This window comes from Acinetobacter sp. GN11 (assembly GCF_054823985.1).
The window spans coordinates 1-10007 of sequence record NZ_JRVL01000199.1; the positions used below are offsets into that span (position 1 = coordinate 1).

The 10007-nt window shown below is 38.5% G+C and carries 9 protein-coding genes and 2 tRNA genes; 5 read left to right on the forward strand and 6 right to left on the reverse strand.

All coding sequences use genetic code 11. From position 1 onward, the window contains the following. The first annotated feature begins 221 nt into the window (after positions 1-221). The 3 genes from NL42_RS15515 to NL42_RS15525 all read left to right on the forward strand — a co-directional run bounded on the left by NL42_RS15515 (position 222) and on the right by NL42_RS15525 (position 881). Positions 222-297, forward strand: a tRNA-Asn gene (locus NL42_RS15515). An 8-nt stretch (positions 298-305) separates the two neighbouring features. Further along, positions 306-381 (forward strand) — tRNA-Asn (locus tag NL42_RS15520). 56 nt (positions 382-437) lie between these two features. Beyond that, the gene (locus tag NL42_RS15525) at positions 438-881 is read left to right on the forward strand and encodes a DUF2726 domain-containing protein (RefSeq protein ID WP_461313421.1); all 444 of its coding nucleotides are present in this window, start codon (positions 438-440) and stop codon (positions 879-881) included. Positions 882-892: 11 nt separating this feature from the next. On the opposite strand, the gene NL42_RS15530 is transcribed toward NL42_RS15525, so the two are convergent. The 6 genes from NL42_RS15530 to NL42_RS15555 form a co-directional block, all read right to left on the reverse strand. Further along, on the reverse strand, positions 893-1093 hold the full coding sequence (locus NL42_RS15530) for a hypothetical protein (RefSeq protein ID WP_461313422.1): 201 nt from the start codon (positions 1091-1093) through the stop codon (positions 893-895). A 103-nt stretch (positions 1094-1196) separates the two neighbouring features. Beyond that, positions 1197-2504, reverse strand: a complete 1308-nt coding sequence (locus tag NL42_RS15535; protein ID WP_461313423.1) for an alpha/beta hydrolase family protein — start codon at positions 2502-2504, stop codon at positions 1197-1199. Positions 2505-2615: 111 nt separating this feature from the next. Beyond that, entirely contained in the window at positions 2616-3494 is an 879-nt protein-coding gene (gene ubiA, locus NL42_RS15540) for a 4-hydroxybenzoate octaprenyltransferase (RefSeq protein WP_461313424.1), read from the reverse strand. Then, positions 3491-4000, reverse strand: coding sequence for a chorismate--pyruvate lyase family protein (locus NL42_RS15545; protein ID WP_461313425.1), 510 nt, complete (start codon positions 3998-4000; stop codon positions 3491-3493). The genes ubiA and NL42_RS15545 overlap by 4 nt, the downstream gene beginning before the upstream one ends. Before the next feature lie 126 nt (positions 4001-4126). Then, a complete protein-coding gene (gene glnA, locus NL42_RS15550) occupies positions 4127-5542 on the reverse strand; it encodes a type I glutamate--ammonia ligase (protein WP_003650573.1) in 1416 nt (471 codons plus the stop codon). Positions 5543-5995: 453 nt separating this feature from the next. Then, positions 5996-6196, reverse strand: coding sequence for a hypothetical protein (locus tag NL42_RS15555; RefSeq protein WP_461313426.1), 201 nt, complete (start codon positions 6194-6196; stop codon positions 5996-5998). 140 nt (positions 6197-6336) lie between these two features. Between NL42_RS15555 and NL42_RS15560 the strand changes: the two genes are divergently transcribed. Continuing rightward, positions 6337-7878, forward strand: a complete 1542-nt coding sequence (locus tag NL42_RS15560; protein ID WP_461313427.1) for a peptide MFS transporter — start codon at positions 6337-6339, stop codon at positions 7876-7878. Further along, complete coding sequence (locus NL42_RS15565) at positions 7875-9677, forward strand: M24 family metallopeptidase (RefSeq protein WP_461313428.1); 1803 nt, start codon at positions 7875-7877, stop codon at positions 9675-9677. The genes NL42_RS15560 and NL42_RS15565 overlap by 4 nt, the downstream gene beginning before the upstream one ends. Positions 9678-10007 lie beyond the last annotated feature (330 nt).

The following is a 10007-nucleotide window of genomic DNA, read 5'->3' on the forward strand; positions in this document are numbered from 1 at the left end:
AATCCGCAGGTCCCTGGTTCGAGCCCAGGTGGGAGAGCCAAGATTCTAAAAGCCCGCATCTATTGCGGGCTTTTTCTTATTCAATCATTTAATAATTTTCTATTATTTTTAATAAAATCAATGTTTCGAATATTTTTAAACCAAACGATTAGATATTCTCACTAATTCCGTTATTAAGACTTGACCCAGCTCCCTTTCCTCCCTAAAATCCTTTTCCAGATTCTCCAATAGCTCAGTCGGTAGAGCGACGGACTGTTAATCCGCAGGTCCCTGGTTCGAGCCCAGGTTGGAGAGCCATCTACTAATCTCCCATAGCTCAGTCGGTAGAGCGACGGACTGTTAATCCGCAGGTCCCTGGTTCGAGCCCAGGTTGGAGAGCCAAGATTCTTAAAAACCCACTCATCATGAGTGGGTTTTTATTTGTATGATGCCTTCACATGTTCGAATCGAGTCACTTATTTTTTATTGTTTTAGGTTGTTTAAGCACCTGCATTTTTCTTGCTGTTTGTTTACGCCCTTATTTATTTCCAAAACAAAAATTCTTTGCTCGCCCTGTTATTACTAACTTTGAAACTCAAATGTTTATCCGCTTAAAACAAAGTTTTCCAAGTTATCATGTTTTAGCACAAGTGGCTTTTAGCGCTTTAATTACAAGTAAGGACTATAAAATTCGTAGTCAGTTCAACCGAAAAGTTACTGACTTTGTTGTGCTTAACGACAAGATGGAAGTCATCGCAATTATTGAGCTAGATGACCCTTCCCATCTTGAAAAAGTGGAAGAAGATCGTGTTCGTGATCAAATGCTCACCGAAGCAGGTTATATAGTAAGACGTTATACAAACATCCCAAGTGTACGGCAGCTACAAAAGGATATTCATTAAAAGAACTGCTGTTATTTCACTTCAGAACTTGCTGCTTCTTTTTCAGCTATTCTTTTTTCCATCTCTAAACGTTGCTGCTCATATTGTTTTTTAGTCTTAGCATCACTTTTTGCAGCCAAGAAAAGTATTCCAATAATCAAAAAAGGTATGAGTAAACCTAATCCCATTAATAACCAAGGAACAGATTTTTTTTCAACAGGTTGCTGGCTCATAACTACTTCAAACTCAAACGGTATCAATTTTAATATGCGTAACAATATAACAAAAAGGGCCCTCTTTAGGACCCTTTTAATTTGAATATTTTAAATACAAAAATTATTGTGCTATTCCTGTACATTCAACATTCTTACTCGCATCTATTACCGATGGATCAAGCACGATATTTGTTTTAGCTGGCATCTTAGATTGAACAAATTGATAAATTTCAGCATTTCTACATACAATAGCTTGAGTATGGGCAGCCCCTGCAACAGGCACAAATGTCACATCCGTTCCCTTGTCTTTAAGCCCCTCTTGCAAGGCATTAGTAACAGGATATGGTACAGCCATATCAGCAGTACCCTGAACAATCATGACAGGTGAATTAATTTTTTTGGTTGCAGGTTGGTTATCCGCCAAGAATTTTTTCACAGTTGGGTTTTCTTGAAAGTTACCAGCTAAACCTGGATAATCTAGAACTGTTTTGCCAATATTAGTCGCAAGAAAATCACGAATATCATCTGCAAATTTATTATGCAAATCAGTTAAACATACGCCATTTTCACCAGTAGTCCCTTCTGCGAACTCAGCTATACTTTGAGAACGTTGTTGGAAAATTTCACGATAATTAAATTTAGGTTCATAAGCCGTAATACCCACTGTGGTATATGCAGCATATGCGAGTAGCTCAGCATACACTTCTACAGCCGTACCAACAGGTGCAGTCCCAGCCTGCTCTTTCTTAAGAATATCTTGAATTGCTTGCGGAGCAACTACTGAAATAATATAACCAAGGCTAGAAGCTGGTGCTGTTGCAACCGCTCCTTTGTAGTTACTATCGTTATTAGCAAATTCAGCTGTTCCTAATGAAGCATGGCCTCCCTGAGACTGTCCAATTGACATCCATGAACTATTCAACTGATTACCGTAATGATCCTTCGCAGCTTTAACTGCCGAAATTGCAGATTTAGCCTCACTTCCCAAATTAAGGTATGGATGCATCCCTCGAGTACCTAAACCTTCATAGTCCGGAGCAATCACAACATAGCCAGCTGCCAATAATGTATCCGCTAGAATTTTGAAACGTGGATTAATCGTATTATTACTTGGTGCACAGCTATTTCCTACGCCTACAGTGCCGTGCTCCCATACCACTACGCGATAACCATCTTTAGGCTGAGCCGCTTTAGGAAACATCACAAGTGCCGTTGCTTCAGCAGTTTTACCTTGTACATTAACCATGTTATAAGTCATGACTTTTATAGATGAAGCACCGCTTAAGCTATCCTTAGAATAGGCTTTTTCAGAAACATAAGTTTTATCAGGATTTATGCCAATAAAGTCATCATCATTGTCATTACATGCCACAAGAAATAATGTTGAAACCGATAATGTTATAGCTAAAGCAATTTTTGACCGTTTCATAGAATATCCTTTTTTATGTATTATTTATTCCGCATATTTTTTATGCACGAATATTAAGACATAAAAAAAGTGCTCTGCATAGAACACTTTTCAACCTTACGGTCATTTTTACTATATGAAATTTAAAAATATTCCCAGAAAAATGATTAATCCAACCCAGCGATTGTGACGGAATGCCCAAAAACATACTTGAGGGTTGCGGTCTTTGGTTTTAATTGTTTGATATATAAAATCGAATGCAACAATAATTAAAGCAATGATCGCCCATGGAAATAAAATATTTTCTAAATACAGTGCAGCACCAATCAAAACAAGACTGGTTGCTTGTAAAAGCGCAATAATCTGGATGTCATATCGACCAAAAAGAATAGCTGTAGATTTCACACCAATCTTTAAATCATATTCACGGTCAGTAATGGCATATTGAGTGTCATAAGCAACTGTCCAAGCTAGATTACCAAAATAAAGAAGCCAACACGTTATATCTAAAGGCTTACCCATCGCAGTAAATGACATTGGAATTCCCCAAGAAAATGCCATACCTAAAACCACTTGTGGTAAATGGGTATAACGTTTCATGAAAGGATATACAAATGCTAAAACTAATCCAGCTAGTGCGCAATAGAATGTCGCTATAGGTAAAAAGAACAAGGTACAAGCGCTAGCAAATACTAGAGCTAAAAATACATATATTGCTTCTCTCGGACGAATTACCCCAGTTGCTAATGGACGTGTTTTAGTGCGTTCAACATGTGCATCTACTTTACGGTCCGCAAAGTCATTAATGGCACAACCAGCAGCACGCATAAAAATTGTGCCTAAGACCATCGCCAAAAGAATATGCAATGGCGGCCTTCCTTCTGCAGCAACCCAAAGTGCCCACATGGTTGGCCAAAAAACCAGTTCTGTTCCAACTGGCTTATCAAACCGACATAGATAATAGTATGCTTCTAAACGCTGACGCCATGTGGTATCTGTTGCAGTCGTCATAGTAGTTCCTTGTCGTGCTGCTGATGTAGAAAAGCTTCAAAAGCTGGTAAGAATGTTTCTTGGACAATAAATTTACACCCATGCCAAGTATAGCAACTTTGTCGCGTCCACCCTTCTGGCAAACGAATGACACGGCGGTCACAAAGTGGTGTCGTTCTTTGAAATAGAAAAAATCCAATCGGTGTAGAACCAATATGCTGAAATATACGGGCTTTTTTTTGTAGGCTTAAAATAGGGAAAATACTTTTTGCTTTAACCCATGGCTCTGCTTCACAGCCATATAAATAAGTCTCACGCACCCATGAGGTGTGAGTATGAGGCATATTCATCCATTGGCTATCTGCAAAAGTTAAACGCTGAAAGTGTTCTTTAAAAGGTTTTACACTGAATTGACCACCACCCAGATCAGTCAATTGTTGAGTCAGAGAACCGGACGCATACAACCATTTTTTCAACTCAGGATTTAAAGTCTTGTCCTGTTTAAGTACTGGTTGCCGTTTACGCATAATCTGCTCACATGAAAACTCGCACTTAGTTTAACCCAATTTTTTGATAAAAAACGTAGAGAATTCAATCAACATTCCAAGCAATAAAAAAGCCTGCATAAGCAGGCTTTTTTATGAAAATACGTATTACAAGCTGTAGTACATATCAAACTCAACTGGGTGAGTAGTCGTGTTAAGACGACGTACATCTTCAGTTTTAAGTTCGATGTATGCATCAAGCATTTCTTTAGTGAACACGCCGCCTTTTAACAAGAATTCGTGATCTGCTTGAAGTGCTTCAAGAGCCATATCTAAGCTATGAGCAACTGTTGGAATTTTTGCTTCTTCTTCCGGAGGAAGATCATACAAGTTCTTATCAGCAGCTTCGCCTGGATGGATCTTGTTTTGGATACCGTCGATACCAGCCATTAACAATGCAGCGAAACCTAAGTACGGGTTCATCATTGGGTCTGGGAAACGAGCTTCGATACGCTTACCTTTAGGGCTAGAAACGTATGGAATACGGATAGACGCAGAACGGTTACGTGCTGAGTAAGCAAGCATGATTGGCGCTTCGAAGTGAGGAACCAAACGCTTGTATGAGTTTGTAGATGGGTTTGTGATTGCGTTCAATGCACGAGCGTGCTTGATTACACCACCGATGAAGTACAATGCCATTTCTGAAAGGCCTGCATATTCATCACCAGCAAACAAGTTCTTGCCATCTTTAGAGATAGACATATGAACATGCATACCAGAACCGTTATCGCCTACCATTGGTTTAGGCATAAAGGTTGCAGTTTTTGCATATTGGTGAGCAACGTTCCAAACAGCATATTTGAACTGTTGAACTTCGTCAGCTTTACGTACAAGTGTATTGAAGCTCACACCAATTTCTAACTGGCAAGAAGCAACTTCGTGGTGATGTACTTCTACACGACCTGGGCCCATGATGTCTTCGATTTTTGCACACATTTCTGCACGCATATCTTGTGAAGAATCAACTGGAGGAACTGGGAAGTAACCGCCTTTAACACGTGGACGGTGACCAGAGTTACCAGACTCGTAATCTTTACCAGTAGACCAAGCAGCTTCTTCAGCGATTAATGTATGACGAGCGCCAGACATATCAATGTCCCACTTCACTTCATCAAAAACAAAGAATTCTGGTTCTGGACCAAAGAATGCAGTATCACCGATACCTGTAGATTTTAAGTATTCTTCTGCACGGCGAGCAATCGAACGTGGGTCACGCTCATAACCTTGACCAGTTGAAGGTTCAATAACGTCACAAGTCACAACTACAGTTGGTTCAGCAAAGAACGGGTCAACAAAACCAGTTTCTGCATCTGGACGTAAAATCATGTCAGATGCTTCAATGCCTTTCCAACCAGCGATTGAAGAACCATCAAACATTTTACCGTCTTCAAAAGTATCTTCATCAATAGAATCAGCTGGGTAAGTTACGTGCTGTTCTTTACCCTTAGTATCAGTAAAGCGAAAATCGACCCATTTTGCGCCACTTTCTTGTATGAGTTGAAGGACCTTGTTCGCCATGCTCATTTTGCTCCAATGAAATTTTGTTGCACTTGTTAAGTGCGTGTTAATTGCTGGTATTTATAAAGCAAATCTCATACCAACTTTATAAGACTTACCTAAAACATTGAATTGCTTATAACTATCCATGATTTAGGTCCCTTGTCTTGAACCCATTATACTGTTTGCATCGTTAAATGCACCATATTCAGACATTTTCAAATTATGGCATACAAGAATAGCCCGCAATCGCCCTAATTTAGTGCAAAATTGTTGCGCTAATATGAACCATCGCATCAATATCTAACAGTAATTCATGATCATAATACTTTCTCATATAGAAAGCTGACATTCTTATTACAATAAATGAAAATAATAAAAGATGACTTATAAAATGTAACTTTTAGCTGAGCCTACTATATCTACTCATGCCTTTGCCAAAAAGGTTCTCATGTAAATATTGACTTGAAGAATAGCCCTCTAAAAAATTAAAAAATCAGCTATTGGATCATCTCCTTCACTTATTAAAATGCAGAGGATTGATAAAATTATTTTTCTTTTTACAACGCCCTCTATTTTTAGACTAATTAAAAACCACTTATCCTCCCTACCTCGAGGCAAGTTTTGATCAGCTTTGATGCGGTAGCCGGTTAAGAAACTAAAGGGAAGTTTTTTTACCATTTGTTATATACCTTTTTTATACATGACCAACTTGCTTTTCGATTTAAAAAAATCTAAAAAATAAAACATAACTTTTTTTTATAACTAAACAAACTAAAAGTTTGGCTTATTAAACTACAAATACGTTCAAAGGATTTGAAATGAAGCATGAACTCGAACAATGTGACACGGCTTTTTTCGGCCATCCAAAACCCTTAAAAACTTTATTTTTTACAGAACTGTGGGAACGCTTTTCTTACTATGGAATTCGGCCCTTACTCGTTCTCTATATGGTTGCAATGGTCAATGATGGTGGTTTAGGTCTTGACCGTCCTACTGCCGCCGCAATTGTTGGGTTATTTGCAGGCTCTATGTATCTAATGACCGTTTTAGGTGGTTGGATTGCCGACAACTGGTTAGGTCAAGCACGATCCGTCTGGTATGGATCAATTATTATTGCATTAGGTCATTTATCAATTGCGCTTACGCCTATCTTTGATCAATTCTTTTTCTATTTCGGCCTAGTCCTTATTGTTATTGGTTCAGGATTGTTTAAGACCTGTATTTCAGTGATTGTCGGAACGCTATATAAAGCACAAGATAATAGACGTGATGCTGGTTTCTCCATTTTTTATATGGGAATTAATATGGGGTCATTTATTGCCCCGCTTATTACAGGTATATTGGCTCGCGATCATGGCTGGCATCTGGGTTTTGGGATTGGCGGCCTTGGAATGTTAGTTGCATTACTCATTTTCCGAGCATTAGCTATTCCACAACTACAGTCCTTCAATCAATTGCGTCAGCAAACTGACAATTGGAATAAACCTGTCGTAGAAAATAAAAATGCCCCCAAAATTGCTTTCTCATTTTTATTAAGCGTTGCAGTGGTTATTGCTCTTACCTTCTTTGGCGTAATTCATATCAACCCAGTTGCAGTAGCAACTTACTTAACAGTGGGAATAGGTATTGGCATTATCGCTTATTTTATCTATTTATTATTTTTCCTTGGTTTAGAACAACATGAAAAATTTAAAATTATTATCTGTTTTGTCTTATTAGCAACATCAGCTCTTTTTTGGTCTGCCTTTGAGCAAAAACCAACGTCTTTTAACCTATTTGCTCAAGATTATACGGACCGTAATGTTTTCGGATTTGAAATTCCAGCAGTATGGTTTCAATCAATTAATGCGCTTTTTATTATTACTTTTGCCCCAATTGCAGCATGGCTTTGGGCTAAACTTGGTAAGTCAAATAAAGACCCAAGTTATATCAGTAAATTTATTATTGCGCTTTTACTCGCAGCAGGTGGCTTTCTAGTTATGTCATTTGCAAGCCGTTTTGCAATTGCTGGTGGATTAGTTTCACCATTTTGGTTAGTAGGTACTTTATTTCTACTTACTATCGGAGAACTTTGCTTAAGCCCGATTGGTCTATCTACCATGACTAAACTTGCACCTGATGTCATCCGTGGTCAAATTATGGGTCTATGGTTTACGGGTTCAGCTTTAGGTAATCTCATTGCTGGTTTAATTGGCGGGCACGTATCAGCAGATGGTATTAATCATTTACCTACCCTATTTATGCGATGTGTTTTGGCGTTAGTAATTGGCGCAATCGTGTTATTTTTATTAAAGAAACCTATCAATAGATTAATGAACAAAAGTACCAGTAAAGTTCAACCTGAGTTGGAAACTATATGAGCGTTTTAACTGTTCCAGAAAAACTTGAGAAACTTCGTGAACTCGTGCGCAATCAACATGTTGATGCTTTGATTGTCATGAGTGCCGATCCACATATGTCAGAATATTTACCAGACTACTGGAAAGCAAGGCAGTGGTTAAGCGGTTTTAGTGGTTCGGTCGGTACACTCGTCGTGACCCAAAACTTTGCAGGCCTATGGGCAGATGGTCGCTATTGGGTACAAGCCGAGCAACAACTTGTTGGAACTGGCTTTAATCTTCAAAGATTAACAAGTGATGAATCTTCAACACATCTCGCTTGGATTGAAAAGAATCTACAACCAGAATCAGTCATTGTGGTAAATGGGCATACCTTATCCATTCAGCAATTTAAGGCGCTCGAACATACTGCACGACTTAATAACTATAGACTTAAAACCCAGCAAGATTTAGTCGGAGAGATTTGGTTAAACCGTCCAGAACTTCCATCAAAGAAAATCCATTTCATGCCTGAAGGGTTAAATGCCCTATCACGTAAAGAAAAAATTCAGGCTATTCGTGAAACTTTAGATAGCAAGAATATTGCGGGGCATTTTATTTCATCTTTAGACGATATTGCATGGGTCTTAAATGCACGTGGGCAAGATGTAGAATACAACCCTGTGTTCCTTTCACATTTATATGTCAGTGAAAAACAAGCCGTTCTTTTTATTGATGCTGAAAAAGTTGATTTAAGCATTCAGCAAGCTTTGGCAGCCGATGGTATTGAAATTCGTAACTACGAAGATACAGCTAAGTTTTTAGCGAATATTTCTGATGCTTCAGTACTTTTAGATCCAGCGAAAGTGTCGATTTTTCATGAACAAGCCATCGCAAAAGATATTCGAGTTGTATATGACATCAACCCGAGTACACTTTTTAAATCGCGTAAACATGAAAGCGAAATTGCTCATATCCGTCATGCAATGGTTAAAGATGGAGTCGCGCTTTGCCACTTTTTCCACTGGTTAGAGAAAGCACTTCATCATGGTGAAAGCATTTCAGAACTCACGATTGATGAAAAGATTACAGCTTTCCGTGCGCAGCAAGATGGATTTATAGGGCCAAGTTTTTCAACAATTGCTGGCTTTAATGCCAATGGTGCTCTACCCCACTACCGTGCAACTGAAGAGCACTATTCATTTATTGAAGGTGATGGTCTATTGCTGATTGACTCAGGTGGTCAATATGTAGATGGAACAACGGATATTACCCGTGTTGTGCCTGTAGGCACGCCAACAGGGCAACAAAAACGTGACTACACCTTGGTTTTAAAATGTCACATTGCTTTGGCAAAAACGATTTATCCAGAAGGTTTAGCTGCACCGCTACTCGATTCAATTTGTCGCCATACTTTATGGCAGCACGGTCTAGATTATCGACATGGAACAGGACACGGCGTAGGCTTTGCGCTAAATGTGCATGAAGGGCCGCAAGTTCTTTCTTATTACGCTCCTATTCATGCCTACAGCAAACTACGCGCGGGAATGATCCTTTCCAATGAACCGGGACTTTATCATGAAGGACAATACGGTATTCGCATTGAAAATCTGGTTGCAAACCGCCTTCACTCTGGTTTTGAAAAAACTTATGGTGAGTTTTTGGAGTTTGAAACACTGACCCTTTGCCCGATTCATTTAGATTGTATCGTTGTTGATATGCTAACTCATGAAGAGAAAGACTGGTTAAATCGTTACCATCAAACTGTTCAAGAAAGACTCGCTGAACATTTGTCTGGAGAAGTTTTAGACTGGCTGATTTACAACACTAGAGCGATTTAATCTTCTTTTTTAACTCAGGCAGAATAATTTTCTATTTCTAATGAAATAGCTTATTTTGCCTGAGTTGTCGTTATCTCTATTTTCAAACAGACTAAGATGTATCAAAGCTGATTGTTTTTCAGCAAACTTCTAATGAATGAAATAGTTAAACTGGTTACTTCTTTTTTTGTTATATTAGCCGCTTAGATAGCGGCTTTATTTTTGCCTACGATTTTGGTGTGATAATCAAAACGGGTAATTAAACAGGTAAAAATTTAAATAGCTATTTAAATAAATATCATATATCAAGAGGTTAGACTAAAAATGCTTCTAATGATCGAAAAGAAGCAT